The 255-nt window shown below is 52.2% G+C and carries 1 protein-coding gene; it reads left to right on the top strand.

The window, feature by feature from the left end; genetic code table 11:
- Window positions 1–255: DNA polymerase thumb domain-containing protein (locus JAO32_RS19735; RefSeq protein WP_443082620.1), on the top strand; the 255-nt coding region annotated here is incomplete at both ends.

Below are 255 nucleotides of genomic sequence, written 5' to 3'. Positions count from 1 at the left end.
TGAGGCGTTTGAGTTTCTCCGTAACTTACCCGTTGGCCGCATCCCCGGTGTCGGTAAGGTCAGCGAGGCTCGACTTGAAACGGAAGGGATCAAGTTAGTCGGCGACATCCAAAATATGAGCCTTCATGCTCTGGTAGAGCGTTTTGGAAGTTACGGACACCGCCTTCACGAGCTTGCATATGGTGTCGATCACAGCGCTGTGGTATCCAATCGTATCCGGAAACAAATTTCGGCCGAGGATACCTTTCCGGAAGA

The sequence above is a fragment of the Terriglobus sp. ADX1 genome (assembly GCF_036877645.1).
Taxonomy (GTDB): domain Bacteria; phylum Acidobacteriota; class Terriglobia; order Terriglobales; family Acidobacteriaceae; genus Terriglobus.
The sequence above is the reverse complement of the archived record's forward strand: the minus strand, read 5'-3'. Positions and strand labels throughout refer to the sequence as shown.